At 39.2% G+C, this 17,110-nt stretch carries 15 protein-coding genes; 13 read left to right on the forward strand and 2 right to left on the reverse strand.

The window, feature by feature from the left end; translation table 11 throughout:
* Window positions 1-19: 19 nt before the first annotated feature.
* A complete protein-coding gene (locus tag AC3XNE_RS07770; RefSeq protein WP_489831526.1) occupies window positions 20-1,345 on the reverse strand; it encodes an HD domain-containing protein in 1,326 nt (441 codons plus the stop codon).
* Between the two features lie 571 nt (window positions 1,346-1,916).
* Here AC3XNE_RS07770 and AC3XNE_RS07775 point away from each other — a divergent pair.
* The 8 genes from AC3XNE_RS07775 to AC3XNE_RS07810 all read left to right on the forward strand — a co-directional run bounded on the left by AC3XNE_RS07775 (window position 1,917) and on the right by AC3XNE_RS07810 (window position 9,181).
* Window positions 1,917-2,327: a YwiB family protein gene (locus tag AC3XNE_RS07775; RefSeq protein ID WP_489831527.1), complete on the forward strand. Its 411-nt coding sequence runs from the start codon at window positions 1,917-1,919 to the stop codon at window positions 2,325-2,327.
* A 44-nt stretch (window positions 2,328-2,371) separates the two neighbouring features.
* Complete coding sequence (gene rpoE, locus AC3XNE_RS07780; protein WP_489831528.1) at window positions 2,372-2,953, forward strand: DNA-directed RNA polymerase subunit delta; 582 nt, start codon at window positions 2,372-2,374, stop codon at window positions 2,951-2,953.
* Window positions 2,954-3,158: 205 nt separating this feature from the next.
* The gene (pyrG, locus tag AC3XNE_RS07785; RefSeq protein WP_489831529.1) at window positions 3,159-4,754 is read left to right on the forward strand and encodes a CTP synthase; all 1,596 of its coding nucleotides are present in this window, start codon (window positions 3,159-3,161) and stop codon (window positions 4,752-4,754) included.
* A 178-nt stretch (window positions 4,755-4,932) separates the two neighbouring features.
* The gene (locus AC3XNE_RS07790; RefSeq protein WP_489831530.1) at window positions 4,933-5,139 is read left to right on the forward strand and encodes an LBP_cg2779 family protein; all 207 of its coding nucleotides are present in this window, start codon (window positions 4,933-4,935) and stop codon (window positions 5,137-5,139) included.
* Between the two features lie 190 nt (window positions 5,140-5,329).
* Window positions 5,330-6,613 carry a UDP-N-acetylglucosamine 1-carboxyvinyltransferase gene (gene murA, locus AC3XNE_RS07795; RefSeq protein WP_489831531.1) on the forward strand — a complete coding sequence of 428 codons (1,284 nt, stop codon included), beginning with the start codon at window positions 5,330-5,332 and terminating at the stop codon, window positions 6,611-6,613.
* 13 nt (window positions 6,614-6,626) lie between these two features.
* Window positions 6,627-7,919, forward strand: a complete 1,293-nt coding sequence (rho, locus tag AC3XNE_RS07800) for a transcription termination factor Rho (protein ID WP_489831532.1) — start codon at window positions 6,627-6,629, stop codon at window positions 7,917-7,919.
* A gap of 149 nt (window positions 7,920-8,068) precedes the next feature.
* A complete protein-coding gene (locus AC3XNE_RS07805) occupies window positions 8,069-8,317 on the forward strand; it encodes a type B 50S ribosomal protein L31 (protein WP_489831533.1) in 249 nt (82 codons plus the stop codon).
* 180 nt (window positions 8,318-8,497) lie between these two features.
* Window positions 8,498-9,181, forward strand: a complete 684-nt coding sequence (locus AC3XNE_RS07810; protein WP_489831534.1) for a DUF2238 domain-containing protein — start codon at window positions 8,498-8,500, stop codon at window positions 9,179-9,181.
* Between the two features lie 76 nt (window positions 9,182-9,257).
* Here AC3XNE_RS07810 and AC3XNE_RS07815 read toward each other — a convergent pair whose 3' ends face one another.
* On the reverse strand, window positions 9,258-11,627 hold the full coding sequence (locus AC3XNE_RS07815) for a helicase C-terminal domain-containing protein (protein WP_489831535.1): 2,370 nt from the start codon (window positions 11,625-11,627) through the stop codon (window positions 9,258-9,260).
* Window positions 11,628-11,941: 314 nt separating this feature from the next.
* On the opposite strand from AC3XNE_RS07815, the gene AC3XNE_RS07820 reads away from it, so the two are divergent.
* From AC3XNE_RS07820 to AC3XNE_RS07840, 5 genes are all read left to right on the forward strand, one after another.
* Window positions 11,942-13,252: an NCS2 family permease gene (locus tag AC3XNE_RS07820; RefSeq protein ID WP_489831536.1), complete on the forward strand. Its 1,311-nt coding sequence runs from the start codon at window positions 11,942-11,944 to the stop codon at window positions 13,250-13,252.
* 192 nt (window positions 13,253-13,444) lie between these two features.
* Window positions 13,445-13,975, forward strand: coding sequence for a dihydrofolate reductase family protein (locus AC3XNE_RS07825; RefSeq protein WP_489831537.1), 531 nt, complete (start codon window positions 13,445-13,447; stop codon window positions 13,973-13,975).
* A complete protein-coding gene (locus AC3XNE_RS07830; protein ID WP_489831538.1) occupies window positions 13,960-14,769 on the forward strand; it encodes a TIGR02452 family protein in 810 nt (269 codons plus the stop codon). Before AC3XNE_RS07825 ends, AC3XNE_RS07830 begins: the two co-directional genes overlap by 16 nt.
* A 101-nt stretch (window positions 14,770-14,870) precedes the next feature.
* Window positions 14,871-15,305, forward strand: coding sequence for a GNAT family N-acetyltransferase (locus tag AC3XNE_RS07835; RefSeq protein ID WP_489831539.1), 435 nt, complete (start codon window positions 14,871-14,873; stop codon window positions 15,303-15,305).
* 401 nt (window positions 15,306-15,706) lie between these two features.
* Window positions 15,707-17,080 carry a UDP-N-acetylmuramoyl-tripeptide--D-alanyl-D-alanine ligase gene (locus AC3XNE_RS07840; RefSeq protein ID WP_489831540.1) on the forward strand — a complete coding sequence of 458 codons (1,374 nt, stop codon included), beginning with the start codon at window positions 15,707-15,709 and terminating at the stop codon, window positions 17,078-17,080.
* Window positions 17,081-17,110: the final 30 nt, after the last annotated feature.

Here is a 17,110-nt window from a genome sequence, read left to right on the forward strand (position 1 = left end):
GTCCAAGATTGCTATCTTTTTATTTGGGAGTAACTACCTGATCATTATGAATATAACGTGCAAATTCAGCGTAGACAGGTAAAAAAAGATCGGTTTGCTTATTTTTGAGGAGCATTTCTTTAGGGAAAAAGAGCCTTTCATCACCTGAAACCTTGCCGGTGATCGATTTTACAAGCGGGCTAATGGTTGATAATTCTACTAAACTATGATCGTTTTGCATTAGTTCGATCTGAGTGCGTGGCTTTTGTGAACTTGGGTCATAAGCATCGTAAGGCAGATCATAACTATCATTAGTGTCCATATAATATTCAGCAAAATACCCTGCTTGAGTTACCAGTCTTTCCAGGGTAGGAATATACTTTCTGGTGCCTGGAGACAGACGGACAGACTTTAGTGGATGCCGGTCTAAAAAGCGACGCGCTAGGTCACTTAATATTTCATCACTTGAATCACGCCAAACTGCAAAACATGTGTTTAGTACGCCGTCGTCAAGGTTTAAATAATCATTCAAGCTATAATTTCCTGTTAGAAAAGGAACTAATAGGTCAGTAGCTCCGTTTAACTGAAGTTTATTAACGTTGTAAAGATACATAGCACGTTTTAAGAGACGGCTTAAAATAACTTCCATCGAACGGGAAACAGGGTGAAAGTATACTTGCTGATACATTTGAAAGCGACTGACGATGTAGTCTTCGACTGCATGCATTCCTGAAATATCAAACGTGATACCTGCTTGGTAAGGACGCATGACACGTAAGATCCTAGTTAAATCAAAATTTCCATACTTAGTCCCGGTGAAATAGGAATCACGCAGTAAATAGTCCATTCGATCAGCGTCGATTTGACTTGATATCATCTGGACGACTTGAGGATCAGGGTATGTTTTTTGAATTACACTTGCTACTTTTTCTGGAAAATCCGGGCCTACTTTTTGCAAGACCTGGTTCACTTCAGTTTGAGGTGAAGTGATGATATCTGTAGTCATTTGTTCGTGATCAGTTGAAAAAATGTGTTCAAAAGTATGTGAATACGGCCCATGGCCTAGGTCATGAAGTAAAGCAGCACAAAGAGCTACTATCCGCTCATTATCATCCCAAAGGCCATCGTTGGCTCTTAGTCTGGGATAATTTCGTTCAAAAAGGTCACATATCTGTCGTGTGATCTCATAGACACCAACAGAGTGAGAGAAACGTGAATGTTCTGCCCCATGAAAGGTATAGCTAGTCGTTCCTAATTGCTTGATCCTACGAAGGCGTTGAAATTCTCTAGTATTGATCAACCCCAGGATCACTTGGTGCTGAATATAAATATGATTATGGATCGGATCACGAAGGACTTTTTCCATAGGTAATTTTTGGATATTATATTGGGTGATGAGTAAAAACCTCCTTTAAAAAGAGAGCGGAGCATGGTGTTCAGAAGGTGAGCACTAGCAGACTTCCACACCATATTGCGTTTTTGGCAATGTGGTGTGGAAGTTGGCTAGGCACAAGCTTCTGCCATGCGGAACTCGACTATAAAAACAGAGCGGAAACAAGCGGGAAGAAGCGAGCATTATCGAGCTTTGACGTTATAGCGCGCTTTTCAGCGGTGTAGTAACTGTCTGGGATAAGCGGAAAGGCTTGGTTCGTGCAGCTTGACTAATAAAATAGCCCCATTTAACTCTCTGTTCGGTATTATAAATATTAAATAGTAATATGTTAATTTTCGGATTTAATTATAACATAATTGGGGTGAAAGACTTTTGTGTCTGAGCTTAAAAATATATAATATTAATGTAGATTCATTTTGGGATTAAAAAGAGTCTTAGTTCAGTTAGCTTTCTTTTGGTTTAGGCTAACCAAGAGCCTAGAGTAAATGGCAAAATTTAATTTTGGAAGGGACAGATAAAAACGGCAACTGAAAAATCAAATGTAATGATCCATTTGCAAACGCAAAGTGTTCAAGATGGAGAGGTCAATAATTTAGTTCAAGATGTTCCAGGGCAATTTTTTAACATGGGAAAAACGATTTATTTACGCTATCAAGAAAAATTGAAAGATCAAGACCCTGCCATGGTCACTTTTAAGATCAATGCGGAAGGTGAGGTTCAGCTTACGCGTCAACAAGGTCAAAACAGGTCCAAGATGTTTTTTGTCGTAAATAAAATGTTGGAAGCTCGCTACCAGACACCATACGGTGTTGTTCCATTAGTCACTGTGACTCCGAAAATGAACGTTACGCTGTCTGAATATCCTGTTAGTGGAAAAGTTTTGATCGACTATAGTTTGGTCTCGGACGGACAAGAGCTGGGGCAATACAAAATACGATTGCATTTTACTGCTTGATATTGTATGATAGACAGTAAACTGTGGAAAGGACGTGTACCGGTTTGGAGCTAGAAAAGTTCAAAGGTGCGAATAAAAAAGAATTATCAATGATCGAAGTTGCGCGTGCTATTTTAAACCAAAAGGGCGATGTAATGGGCTTCGCAGATTTGACGAATGAAATTCAAAAATTTCTTGGTAAAAGCGATGAAGAGATCCGTGATCGTTTGCCACAATTTTATACGGATTTAAACATTGATGGTAGCTTCATTTCATTGGGGGATAGTCTATGGGGCTTGCGTTCCTGGTATCCATATGAATCTATCGATGAAGCACTTGTCCATTCTGACGATGAAGATGAAGAACGTCCGAAACGTAAAAGTCGTAAAAGGGTCAATGCTTTTCTTGACGACCAAAGTGATGACGATGATGTGATCGATTATGATGATGATGATCCTGAAGATCAGGATTTTGATGAAGATGAAGATACCGATGATGATGAAGAATCTGCTGAATTAAAAGAATACGGTAAAGATTTAAACGATATTGGCGAGTCGACCGATGATGAAGATGACGATGAGTTGCCTGATGGGATAGAAGGTCAACTTTCGGAACTTGATGACGATGAAGACGACGAAGAAGAATGATTTTGGACAATATTTTTTGCTGGCTTATGAAATTTAAGCTTGACGAAGGGCAAATTATTCTGTATTATACGTTCTGGGCGCTTCAGTTGAATGCTGGAAACAAATGAACGGTAAGAACAAGCTCTCTATTCATAATAATGGATAGGGAGCTTATTTCTTTTTTAATATTCCCCATCAAACTTAATTCAGAGGAGAGGCATTTGCAATGACCAAATATATTTTTGTAACTGGTGGAGTTGTATCGTCTTTAGGAAAGGGCATCGTTGCTGCTTCCTTGGGACGTTTGCTAAAAAATCGCGGCTTAAAATTAACTATTCAAAAGTTTGACCCATATATTAACGTTGATCCAGGTACAATGAGTCCATATCAGCACGGAGAGGTTTTTGTTACTGATGATGGGACTGAGACCGATCTAGACCTTGGACACTATGAACGCTTCATTGATATTCGCTTGAATAAGTATTCTAATGTAACGACTGGCAAGATCTATTCGGAAGTTATAAAAAAAGAACGCCGTGGGGATTATTTAGGTGGTACAGTTCAGGTGATCCCTCACATTACCAATATGATCAAGGAAAAGATCATGCGTGCTGGTACTTCGTCAGATGCAGATGTAGTTATCACTGAAGTGGGCGGCACTGTTGGTGATATTGAATCCTTGCCTTTCCTAGAAGCGTTACGTCAAATGCGCTCTGATGTTGGTCCAGATAATGTTTTATATATCCATACTACACTGGTCCCATATTTAAAAGCTGCTGGAGAGATGAAAACAAAACCTACCCAGCATAGTGTCAAGGAATTACGTGGTCTGGGGATCCAACCCAATATCTTAGTATTGCGGACAGAAGAGCCGATCTCGCAGGGGATGCGTAATAAGATCTCGAACTTTTGTGATGTGGAACCTGAGGCGGTCATTGAATCTTTGGATGTACCAACATTATATGAGATCCCAATGAACTTACAAAAACAACATATGGATGACATAGTTTGCGAAAAATTACAATTGGATAAACCAGCTGCTGATATGACTAAATGGCAGGAGCTTCTGACAACAGTCAATAATTTAACTGGACAAGTCAAGATCGCTTTGGTTGGTAAATATACATCATTGCCTGATGCTTACATTTCTGTTAATGAAGCTTTGAAACATGCTGGCTATCAAATAGGTAAAAAAGTTAAGATCGATTACTTTGATGCTGAAGAATTAGATAGTGCCAATGTAGCAGAATGTTTAGCTCCCTATGACGGTGTTATCGTACCAGGCGGCTTTGGCGATCGCGGACTTGAAGGAATGATCCAAGCAATTAGGTATGCCCGTGAAAAAGATGTGCCATTTTTAGGTATTTGTTTAGGGATGCAGTTGGCTTGTATCGAATTTGCTCGTGATGTTGCTGGCTTAGAAGACAGTAATTCCACCGAAGTTGATCCACATTGCAAAAATAATATTATTGATCTAATGGCAGATCAAGCAAACATTCAAGAAATGGGAGGTACTCAGCGTTTAGGGCTATATCCATGTAAATTACGTAAAAATACTAAAGCCTCTGCTGCTTATAATGGAGAAGACGTAATTCAGGAACGTCATCGTCATCGCTATGAATTTAATAATGCTTACCGTGAAGTTTTAGCGGATAAAGGACTGACTTTTGCTGGTACTTCTCCAGATAACCATTTGGTTGAAGTCGTTGAACTGACCGACCATAAATTCTTTGTTGCTTCACAATATCATCCGGAATTTTTATCACGGCCACAACGTCCAGAAGGACTCTTCGCTGATTTTGTTAAAGTAAGTGCTGAATAAGAATAATAGGCATTATTGCTGTTTGCTAATAAAACTTATTGTTTGTAGTAATATCCGTAGGCTCGAAATGAGTTTGCGGATATTTTTTGGTTTAAGTCGAGTTAAATTTGAGTAAAATAAACTATTTGTGATATGCTAAAAGTGATAAAGGCTTACTCGATCAGGAAGGATGATTTAAATGCAAAAATCTGAAGGTTTCGATAACATAGCTTTAAGGATTATCGATTACCAGGAAAAGCATCATATGACTGATGCTGAATTTGCTTTAGCAAGTCACTTTACCGTTGAAAAGATCCATGGATTTAAATCTATGACTGGCAGTGCTCCTACACAGGAGGAAGAAACTGCCTTAGACAGATTTATGCGTTCCAATATTCGTGCTTAAACGTTTAAAAAATATTTTTTTGCTAAATTTAAGATAAGTTGTCAAAATCAATTGAAACAATTATTAGTATCTTGTATTATGAAATGAGGCACTTCGTTGTGTCTCTGTACGCTGAAACTAATTGGTGATTAAGCGTGCTTTTTGATGATATTAGACTAATAATTGTTTTTATTTGGTGAGGACTTATAAAATGAAAAAAATGATCGTAAAAGGCGGACAGAAAATGTCAGGAGAAGTGACGATCGGCGGTGCTAAGAACAGTACTGTTGCTTTGATACCAGCCGCAATTTTGGCTGACACTTCTGTGACATTTGATTCTGTCCCAGATATTTTAGATGTGCATAATTTAATGTTGATTTTGAAATCAATGAATGTTGAGTCACAATTTGGACATGGAGTTTTGCAGATCGACCCGACGCATATTGAACCCAACCCATTACCAGGCGATGCTATTAGAAGTTTACGAGCTTCATATTATTTTATGGGAGCTCTTTTAGGAAAATTCGGCCATGCTGAAGTTGGTTTTCCCGGTGGCGACAATATTGGTCCACGGCCGATCGACCAACATATTAAGGGCTTCGAGGCATTAGGAGCACAAGTTAAGAAGAAGAAAAACTCAGTTGAGATCACAACCGGTCCAGAGGGCTTGCATGGGGCTAAGGTCTTTTTTGATTTGGCTTCAGTTGGAGCGACTATTAATGTCTTATTGGCCGCTGTTAAAGCAAAAGGTACGACAGTTATGGAAAACGTTGCTCGTGAACCGGAAATAATAGATTTAGCTACCTTTTTAAATAATATGGGGGCTCATATTCGTGGTGCTGGAACTAACGAGATCCGCGTTGAAGGTGTCGGTCACTTAGAGGCAAGAAATACACATACAATAATTCCTGATAGGATTGAAGCTGGTACTTATATAGCCTTTGCTGCTGCTATTGGGCGCGGTGTTTTGGTTAAAAATGTTATTACAGAACATTTGGACCCCTTCCTTGCAAAACTGAGAGAAATGGGTGTTTCTCTAGAGATTGACGAGGATAGTGTTTATATCCCAGGAAATGATCAGTTGGCGCCGATCACGATCAAGACATCACCTTTTCCGGGCTTTGCAACGGACTTGCAACAGCCGGTAACTCCGCTTCTTATGAAAGCGCGTGGAAAATCTACCATTATTGACACACTTTATCCTAAACGGATCAAGCATATTCCTGAAATGAGTCGAATGGGCGGTAATATCAAGAGTGAAAATGGTGTGATCACTGTCGGGCCATCAGGTAACTTAGTCGGTACCACTGTAGAAGCGGATGAGATCCGTGCCGGTGTTTCTTTAGTCGGCTTAGCGATCATGTCCGAAGGTGTAACCACTATCTTAAAAGCGGACAATATTTTACGCGGGTATGACAGGATAGTAGAGAAATTTCGGGGATTGCATATCGAACTAAAGGTTGTAACTGTGCCTGATCCTGTGGAAACAAAGTGAAGGAGCGCAAAAAATGCCAGAAAATTTAACTTTGGCTGATTTAGAAGGTAAGACTTTAAAAGAGATTTATAGCTTTGCTCGTCAATTAAAGATCCCTTATTATAGTCAGATGAATAAAAAGGAGTTATCCGTAGCTATAATACGAGCTCAGGCTCAAGAAGAGGGCTTTTACTATATGAATGGTGTCCTTGATGTTGTTTCGCATGAGGAAGGTTACGGATTTTTACGCCCGATAAATTATGGCCATTCACAAGAAGATATTTATGTATCTGCTTCACAGATCAGACGTTTTGGATTGAGAAGTGGGGATTTTGTGGCAGGGAAGGTTCGTGCGCCTAAAACAAATGAACGTTATTATGGTATGATGCATGTCGATTCGGTCAATGGCAAAGATCCAGAGATAGCTAAAGCACGACCGCATTTTCCGGCATTGACCCCCTTGTTTCCTAACAAGCAAATGCATTTGGAAACTACTGGCTCTAAGCTAGCGACCCGTGTGATAGACGCGTTTGCACCTATTGGCTTTGGTCAAAGAGGATTGATAGTTGCTCCGCCTAAAACAGGGAAGACTAATTTGCTGGCACAAATAGCTCAAGGGATCTCACATAATTATCCCCAGGCAAAATTGATCATGTTGTTGATCGATGAGCGACCTGAGGAAGTTACTGATATGGAACGGACGATCGATGGTGAAGTGGTCTATTCAACATTTGACCAAAAGCCAGAAAATCATGTCAGGGTGGCAGAACTTGTTTTGCAACGAGCTGAGAGGCTGGTCGAAGAAAAAGAAGATGTTGTGATCTTGTTGGATTCTTTGACTCGGTTAACTAGGTCGTATAACTTAGTAGAGCCTCCGAGTGGAAGGACACTTTCCGGCGGCATCGATCCAGGTGCTTTGTTCAAACCGAAAAGGTTTTTCGGTGCTGCTAGAAATATCGAAGAAGGTGGTAGTCTAACTATCTTGGCAACCGCCTTAGTCGATACTGGCAGTCGCATGGATGATTTTATTTTTGAAGAGTTTAAAGGGACAGGTAACCAAGAACTTCAGTTAGATCGCGGGTTGTCCCAGCGAAGAGTTTTTCCAGCTGTTGACCTTAAGCGTTCGAGTACAAGGAAAGAAGAGCTGTTATTACCTGCTGATGTTTTAAACAGTATTTGGAAGTTACGCAAAATAATGAGCAGTGAGCCTGAGAATGATACGCCGCAGATATTAAGTATGTTGTGCAAAACCAAAAATAATCAAGAGTTTTATGATGAAGCTGCCAAATGGGATCTAACACGAAAAAACAAGAATGAGCGACACTGATCTAGCGCTTGAATAAGCAGCTTTGGTTTAATAATTAATAATTGCGTGAGGCGTGCTTTCATGTTACTATGTTATGTGTTGTGAATAAGTACAATATAAATATCAACTCTGTCTCAGCAAATGACCCAGGGCAAAGGAGAGTAACAATAATGAAAAAGAATATCCATCCAGAATATCATCAAGTTGTCTTCATGGATTCAGCAACAGGCTATAAGTTTGTTTCTGGTTCAACGAAGAGCTCGAGTGAAACAGTTGAATTTGAAGGTGAGACATACCCATTGATCCGTGTTGAAATTTCTAGTGATTCACATCCGTTCTATACAGGACGTCAGAAATTCAACCAAGTCGATGGTCGTATCGATCGTTTCAATAAGAAATACGGTTTCACACAAGAATAATAATTGTAGAAAATGGCGCTTGGTTCATGATGGATCAAGCGTTTTTTCTATGCCCTAAATTTGAGGCAGCAATTATTTAAAATATTTTTACATGTCGGTTGCATATTACTTTAGCTTCAACGAAAATCACGCTATCATTAACTTGTTAAGAGTTAATTTGACGGGTGGTGAGAAAGAAAAATGGCAAAAAAACAAGGGAACCTTTCTATTGGGCTTGTTTTTCTAGCGGTTTATGAAGCTTTGATGATGCTTGCATTGATTTTTAGTATTAAAGATCTTTTAACTGACAGTACCAGGGGTGATCCATTTTTACTCGTAGTAGAGATCATAGCTGGGATGGTTGTCGGTTACTTACCAGTTTGGCTCGCTAAAAAAATGCAGGTCGAGTTACCTGAGGAGCTATTTGTACTTTTTGTAGCTTTTCTTTTTGGAGCAGTTTATTTAGGAACATTGCGTCATTTTTATAGTTTGCCTTTATGGGACAAAATGTTGCACTTAGTCAGTTCAAGTTTGGAAGTCTGCTTAGGCTTAGCTATTTTTGGCTTTTTAGTAGATCGTGAAGTTCAGGCAAAGGTCTCGCGTACTTTTGTGGTTATATATGCGTTTTGTTTCTCTGTTTTTTGTGGCGTTTTATGGGAATTTTATGAATTTACCTGCGATAGTTTTGGTATGAATTTGCAGAGATATCTGTCACATGGGCAGCCGCGAGTCGGACGTGCAGCTCTCATGGATACAATGACTGATTTGATCGCTGACGTGGTCGGAGCATTGATTTTTTGCTTATATTTGTATTTTAAGTTTAAAAAAGAGCCTCAGTCCTTAAAGAATTTCTTTTTCCATAAAAAGAAAGCTCAAAAACGTTAGAAATAAACTCATTGAAGACCTCTTTGTATAATAGCTTGTAATACTAAGTTATTTTACAAATGCTCCAATGAGTTTTTTAATTATCATCTTGCCAAAATTGTGCTAATTGATCTTGTAATTGTTTACTAGAATAGACGGGCTGATAGTTTTTCCAGTGGGGCGGATAAAGATTCGTGTACCGGCGTTGGTTGAACCTGGCGTCAACAAGCATGACCACGCCAGTGTCGCTTTCATCTCGGATCACCCGGCCAGCTGCCTGAAAAACGTTGTTGATACCTGGCAATTGATAAGCGTATTGAAAGCCATCCTTGCCTTGTTTTGAATAATAGTTTTTAAGTGCTTCTAATTCTGGCTCGTTAGGTGGAAGGCCAACGCTAATTATCGCTACTCCGCTTAAACGGTCGCCTTTGAGATCGATCCCTTCACTAAAAATACCTCCCAAAACTGCAAACCCAAGAACTGGTTCAGAAAGATCACTTTGAAAAATCTCTAGAAATTGTTCGCGTTGTTGAGCATCCATTTCGTTTTTTTGGACAACGATCTTTTGTTGTGGGAACTCATTGCTAAAGGCTGCTGCAATCGTTGTTAAATAAGAATATGATGGTAAAAATGCTAAGTAGTTTCCCTTTTTAGCGGAAGTCATGCTTCGTATAGCCTGTATAATATTTTCCTGGTTTGCTGACCGTTGCTTATAAGTGGTCTGAATGTAAGCAGGAACAATGATCTCTAAGTTAGCAGGTGAAAATGGCGTGGGGAGCCGATAAGCAAGACTATTGTCTTTTCCCCCAAGTATTTCTTGATAGTAACCAAGAGGGGATAAGGTTGCAGAAAATAAGACGCTGGCCCCGCCTAGTTGCATTTGCTGATCGAGTAGATCACTGGGATCTAAACAAAATATTTTGACCAGTAAGTCTTCTTCGTTTTTACCATAAGTCAGTTTTGTTTTAAATTCTGGTCCATAAAATTCACTTATTTTTAAGTAACTATGACATTGGAAAAAATAATCTAGTAGATCATCGCGAAGTTCATCATCAGGGTGTTCTTGTAACCAGTCATTTAAATAGTCTGTAAAATTCTGAAGTTTATCCCTAAAGCCTTCCAATTCTTCGTCAATGATCAGTGCTTTTTGGTGATAATTCAGCATTGGTTCCTTTAACTTGTTGAATTGAGCCTGCAAATTTGTCATTTTTTTAACCAGGCGACCATTTTTTTTAGAACTGGATGAACATGCTTTTATCAGCAAGTTTAGCTGACCGGATGACATTTCTTTGGTATACATTGCTCTGGCACGCTGAACCAAATTATGAGCTTCATCGATCAAAAAGATGTTGCCATCATCTTTTTCTGAAAAAAAGCGTTGCAAATAAACCAACGGGTCGAACAAATAATTGTAATCGCAAATTACTGTGTCACAAAACATGCTGACATCTAAGGAAAATTCAAAAGGATCGATGGTGTATTTACTTGCGTATTTTTCAATAACTTCTCTAGTTATCAATGTCTCGTTGGTCAAAATATCTTTCATTGCAGGTTTGAGCCGGTCATAGTAGCCTAAAAAGTACGGATTTTCTGTGCTATCTAAGTCTTTTTCAGCTGCAAAGGTTATCTGGTCTTTGGCAGTTAGTGTGATGGAATGCATGGTCAGGCCGTGATCTTGCAGCAAGGCACAAGTCTCTTCGGCAACATGTCGTGTACTTTGCTTGGCGGTAAAATAAAAAAGACGCTCTGCTTGTTCTTCACCAAGCGCTTTAATAGCCGGAAATAAAGTAGAAATAGTTTTACCGGTCCCAGTAGGCGCTTCTGCAAAAAGCCGTTTATGGGAGTAGATCGTTTTGTATACAGCGGCAGAAAGTTCATGCTGATTTTGTCGATATTGTGCAAATGGAAAGGATAGATCCTTACATGAGAGATTCCTGTTAGAACGCATTTCTAATTTAAATTTTACCCACCAAGTAAATTCTTTTAATAAGCCGTCAAAAAATGCACTAGCTTCAGCCCATGTGTAATCAATAGTTTTGACGGTCAATTTCTCTGTAGTGGTCTGAAAATAATACAGTGATAATTTTAAATGGTCCAAATTTTCTTGTTTCATCAAAATGTAGGCGTAAACTTTAGCTTGCCCAAAATAAAGAGTCAGAGTGTTTTTGCTTAGTTCTTCAAAGTTTAAAGCAGAAGTTTTGATCTCACGGATCTCATCATATTTGTCTTCTTTCAGGTGTAATGCATCAGCACGTCCGTGAAGGAGCCACTTTTCCTTGGCTATTTCGAATTCGGTTTTTAAATAAACTTCTTTTTTTGTAGTTGTTTTCCATCCTTTTTGCAGTTTTCGATGGATCCTTGCACCTTCTAGGGCTGTGTTTTGTGAACCAGAAGAAGTAGGATCAAGGTCTCCGCCACGTAAAACAAATTCAACCAGTTGTCTGATCCCGATTGATTTTCCGTCCATTAATGGTCACCTTTCACATTAGTATTATTTCACTCTAATAGGTTATCATTTTTGTTGGATCTTTGCAGATATTATTTTACGGATGAACACGAACGATTTTATTTCAAATATTGGACATTTACATTTATTAGCGGTTGATGTATAGTATATATTGTTTCTTAAAAAGGTTGATCTAATTAATGTTCGTGTTTACGCAAAAAAGAACAGGACGGCTGGTGTATAAATAAATGTTCTATTTTTAAATGTGTCATGTTCATGAAAAGATAACTTCGCTATTTTTTACTACATAATTTAAAAGGACAGGGAGTTTCAAAATGAAAAATTCTATTACTTCGTTTTTTGGTATTGATAAGTTAAATTCAACGATCAAAAGGGAAGTACTTGCTGGTTTTACAACGTTTATTTCTATGGCTTACATCTTGTTTGTTAATCCGTCGATCTTAGGAGACGCGGGTATGGATAAGGGGGCAGTTTTTACTGCCACGGCTTTAGCCAGTGCCATAGGCTGTGTGTTAATGGGTGTTTTGGCTAAGTACCCGATAGCTACTGCTCCAAGTTTAGGGATCAACGCATTTTTTGCATATTCAGTCTGTGTTGGGATGAAAGTTCCGTGGCAAACAGCACTGGCCGGTGTTTTTATTGCTGCGTTACTTTTTATATTGATCACGATCTTCAAATTGCGGGAAAAGATAATTGACTCGATCCCGGCTGATTTAAAATATGCAATTTCAGCTGGTATTGGACTCTTTATTGCCTTTATTGGTTTGCAAGGCGGTGGGATCGTTGGTGCTGACAAGTCAACTTTAGTTACTTTAGGGTCGCTTTCCGGGTCGACCTGGGTCACGATCTTCGGTTTAGTAGTAACAGTGATCTTAATGGTTTTAAACATTCCTGGAGGTATTTTTATTGGAATGTTTCTTTCAGCGATTTTTGGGATCACGACAGGGTTTATTCCCATGCCTCATTCTATCGTTGCTGGTATTCCCAGCATGGCTCCGACGTTTATGGTAGCGATCAAACATGTTGGAGATATCAATTCTTTGCAATTGATCGTCGTTGTACTGACATTTTTACTGGTCACTTTCTTTGATACAGCGGGTACCTTGGTTGGTTTGGCACAACAGGGTGGTTTCATGAAGAACAATAAAATGCCTCGGGTCGGTAAGGCTTTGATCTCTGATTCAACGGCCATGTTGGCTGGGTCGTTGTTTGGAACGTCACCAGTTGGCGCTTACGTTGAATCATCAGCGGGTATTGCGGTTGGTGGTCGCTCTGGGTTGACTACTGTTGTGACTGGATTTTTATTTATTGTGGGTATGTTCTTTTCGCCTTTGCTCGGGGTAGTTACTTCCCAGGTCACGGCGCCAGCCTTGATCATTGTGGGAGTCTTGATGGCGCAAAACATGGCCAAAATAGACTGGCAGCACTTAGAGATCGCAATTCCATCATTTTTGATCATCTCGGGTATGCCTCTGACATACAGTATCGCTGATGGTTTAGCTTTAGGCTTTATTGCCTACCCGATCACGATGATCGCAGCTAAACGTGGTAAAGAGGTTCCTGCGTTAATGTATGTGATGTTCTTTGTATTCTTACTATTCTTGTGGATCTTGAATGTGGAATAATTTCTTAAAAATAATTGAATAAATATATGGAAGATGTTGGTTGAGGCCGGCATTCTTTTTTTGACCTTATAACAAGAACTCCCTGTTTTGTGTTGCTCAGTATCTTTTAAGATTCGTTACTATTTTTTTCTTTTATCTAGTGTAAAATTAGAGTTGCTTTGAAGAATATTACATAATATGGAGAAGATCATAATGTCAAAGGAGAAGATCATACTGTCAGTAATGGTCAGTGTAGATGGTTACGTATCTGCGATCAACGGCAGTATTTCACTATTACAACAGTATTATCAAGAATTTATTCCAGCTGGAGTCGAACTGGTCTTTCCGGCAGACTGCGGTGCAGTTTTGATGGGGAGAAAAACTTATGAACGATATCCAAAAGAAGTTGAATCACTTTTAAAGCGGGACTTGAAGTTAATAGTGGCTTCTAGGCAGGATGCAACTCCACTTACTAATGCTATTCGGATCAAAGGAGATCTTTCGTTGGCTTTAAAAAAGGTCCAAGACCAGTTAAAATGTAATATTTGGATCGCAGGTGGGCCTGAGATCATAAATCAACTAACGAGTAGTGATAGCGTTGATGAGATCCGTTTAACGACCATACCGGTACAGTTAGGTGGAGGGAAGCCTCTTTTTGATACGGATCTAGAAGCACCTAATGTTTCATTAACGAAGTTTGAGCAATATGGGGGGTTGACATATTCAGTATGGCAGAAGGGATAGTTGAAACTGACAGTTCAGATGAAAGTTTAACTAATTTTCGGAAAGCATTAGGACATAAGGCGATGAACCTTTACCAAATAGAAATGAATAGCCTCAAGCAAGATTCGATGTTGATCACTGCTCGGCAAAGTGAATCAGCTCCATTAGGCTCTGAGCCTCCAAGGATCAAGGTACGTGCGGAAAATGTGTTGTATCGGATCGCACATTTTTCAGGCCAGCGTTCGTTAGGTGTAATGAATTTTGCTGATCCGCTCGAACCCGGCGGACGCTTTCAAGATGGTGTTAATGCTCAGGAACAAACGTTATGTCGTAATTCATTTTTGTATCCTGAATTATTAAAATTTGAACAAACGTATTACGCAGAAAATAAACGAAATGATAATGGGTTTTATTACAGTCGGTCTCTGATATATTCTCGGCATGTCAAAATCTTGCGTGATGAAAAAGAAAAAGGGCTGGCTAATAATTACAAGTACCCCGATATAGTTTCGATCTCGGCACCTAATATAGCTGCAATGAAGACGGCTGGTCTGCCAGTCAGCAAACAGCACGTTGAAATTGATCTGTTCGATAAGATCTTGCGTACCTTACGGGCATTTAAAAATGAAAGAGTGCGGAATTTAATTTTAGGTGCCTTTGGTTGCGGAAGATTTCAAAATGATCCTAGATCAACAGCTAAATTATTTCTTGATATTTTATCACGTGATGAATTTTTAGGAGTTTTTGATGAAGTTTATTTTGATATCTATCACGATTCAGATACCTTAAATGCTTTTCAAGATATTTTGGTTTAAGTTCAGGCCGCAGAGTAACTGTAGCACTTAATTGCCTGTGAAAATAAGATATTATTTTTGTTCAGCATGAGTTATAATTTATGCTATAAGAGGTGGGCCAAATGATTAAATTTAAACAAACTAGTGCACTTGACAGTGATGTTTACCGTGATGCATTAAATCTCAGAAAAGAAGTCTTTATTAGAGAGCAAAATGTTCCTGAGTCTAGAGAGGTTGCTGATGAGGCAGGGGCACTTTATTTTGTTGGTTACGATAATAGTCAACCACTTGTAACTGCGCGGGTCCAAAAAGAAGATAGTAAGACCTGGCATGTACAACGAGTTGCTGTTAAAAAGAGCGCTCGTGGACAGGGACTGGGGAGTCAGATACTCATGGAAGTTGAAGATAGTGCGAGAAGATCTGGGATCACCCTTTTAACTTTAGGCGCCCAGGATCAAGCGCAAGAATTTTATAGCAAGTTGGGATTTAAAGTTCAGGGAGCAGGTTTTCTTGATGCTGATATCAAGCACCATAGAATGGATAAAGAAATTTGCTGACTGTAATTTTACTTGAAAAGGAAAGAAAAACCGGGTACAGTATATGTATGCGATGAGTCGAGATATAGCCGGACAATTTTAATTGTTGCGCTGTGGCGCCTAGCGGTTTGATCGAAACGGGACACGTTTTACTGCCGGATGCAGTGTGTCTGAACTAAAACATTGTGGAGTGTTTTTAGTTCTGTTTATTTTTAATAAACACCGTATATAGTCCTGGGTGAAAGTTATCTTTTACTCAGGCTTTTTTATTATGTCTTCATGATATAGTGCAGTCAACTCTTTTTTGTTTGTCATGTCTTGACGGATTGTTTCATTAGTCATAAAAACTGTGATACAATTGCGGTTGGTAAAGAACCGTGATGACTGAAGGTCACGATGACTTGAAGGGAAGAAAATATATTATGAAAATGCAATTAGCTGAAATTGCACAAGCACTGGATATTGAGCCAGAAAATGGTTGGGATGATATTACGGTTACAAGTGTCAGCTTTGATTCCCGTAAAATTTCTGCAGGTGCCTTGTTTGTGCCATTAATAGACGAAAATGATGGTCATCAATATGTGGAACCTGCAAAAGACAATGGGGCAGTTGCTACTTTGTGGCAGGCGGATCATCCGTCGACACCGACTGATCTACCATTTTTGACTGTAGAAGACACTTTAAAAGCTTTACAAAAATTAGGGCGTTACTACCTGCAAAAAATTAACCCAAGTGTTGTAGCTATTACTGGTAGTAATGGGAAAACGACGACCAAAGATATGGTTGCTTCGATTTTGAGTACCCAATTTCATGTAAAAAAAACACCTGAAAACTTTAATAATGAGATCGGAGTCCCAATGACTTGTTTAACAATGGAACCTAATACGGAAGTTTTAGTTGCTGAACTTGGTATGGATCGTTTTGGTCAATTGGATTATTTGAGTCGTTTAGTTTCTCCTGACGTTGCGGTGATCACAATGATCGGTGAGGCGCATATTGAATTTTTCGGTACAAGAGACAAAATAGCTGACGCCAAGATGGAAATTGTTAATGGTCTGAAAGAGGATGGCTACTTTATTTATAATGGTGACGAACCTTTGCTAACAAAACGTGCTCAGGACAAAATAATCCCGCAACTGACGTTTGGCGACAAAGAAGATAATGATATTGTTGCCACAAACATTGAAGGGCATGAAAACTCAACTTCCTTTAAAGTTGCAGCTTATCCTGAAACTTCTTTTAAGATCCCAATGATCGGCACGTATAATGTCAATAATGCTTTGGCAGCTATTAGTGTTGGTCAGGTTTTTCAAATTTCTGTTGAAAACATGTGTCAAGCATTGAAAAATTTTGAGATCACAAGGAATCGGGCTGAATGGGTCACCGGTAAAAAAGGTGAAAAGATATTGAGTGATGTTTATAATTCAAATCCAACGGCTGCTAAGAAAGTGATCGAAGCTTTTAGCCAGGTCAAAACTTCTGGCAAAAGGATCATCGTCTTGGGTGACATGCTCGAGTTAGGTGCTGAAAGTAGGCCAATGCATGCCGAATTATCTGAAGTCATTGATCCCGAAAAAATCGACAGTGTTTTTTTGTGCGGTGATTTAATGGAAAGTTTGGCAGAAGCTTTACAAGGTAAATTGCCAAGCAGTCAGATCCATCACTATGATATGGAGGAAAAACTGCAGTTGTTTGCAGACTTGGATGAAGATTTAAATTCAGATGATCTGGTTATGATCAAAGGCAGCCACGGGATAGCTTTAGAAAAAGTACTGGCAATGTTGCTTGATGATTGATTTTTATGGTTAAAGGTGCTAGTATTTGAA

The organism is Ligilactobacillus sp. JN-6 (Y).1, from assembly GCF_058111525.1.